At 78.3% G+C, this 437-nt stretch carries 1 protein-coding gene; it reads left to right on the top strand.

The window, feature by feature from the left end:
* Window positions 1-125 precede the first annotated feature (125 nt).
* On the top strand, window positions 126-437 hold a 312-nt coding region (locus GTQ99_RS24000; protein WP_240898031.1), incomplete at its 3' end, for an antibiotic biosynthesis monooxygenase.

Below are 437 nucleotides of genomic sequence, written 5' to 3'. Positions count from 1 at the left end.
ACTGGACACCCGCACCGGTGCGGCGTCAACCGCCTCCCCGGCCTCGACCCCCACGGCCACGACCCCCACGGCCACGACCCCGACGGTTTCGGGCGCGCCCGCGTCCCGGCTGCGGGGGCGCTGTGATGCTCGTCCTGCTCGTGCGCTTCCACCTGCGCGACGCGGCCGCCGCCGGCCGCTTCGACGAGCTGCTGGCCGCGGCGCTGCCCGCCGTCCGCGGCGAGGCGGGGACCCTGCTCTACGTGCCGAGCACCGTGCCCGCCGAACCCCTCGTGCGCGTCGTCCACGCCGCCTACGCCGACGAGGCCGCCCACGCGGTGCACGACCGCGCGCCGGGGATGTCCGCGTTCACCGCGGAGCTGCCGGCGCTCACCACCTCCGTCCGGGTCGAGGAGCTGCGGCCGACGGCGCTCATCGCCGCCCCGGCCCTGCTCGAC

Origin of the sequence: Kineococcus vitellinus, from assembly GCF_009906315.1 — a bacterium.
GTDB lineage: Bacteria > Actinomycetota > Actinomycetes > Actinomycetales > Kineococcaceae > Kineococcus > Kineococcus vitellinus.
Note: the sequence above shows the minus strand (reverse complement) of the source record. Positions and strands in the feature narration are given on the sequence as shown.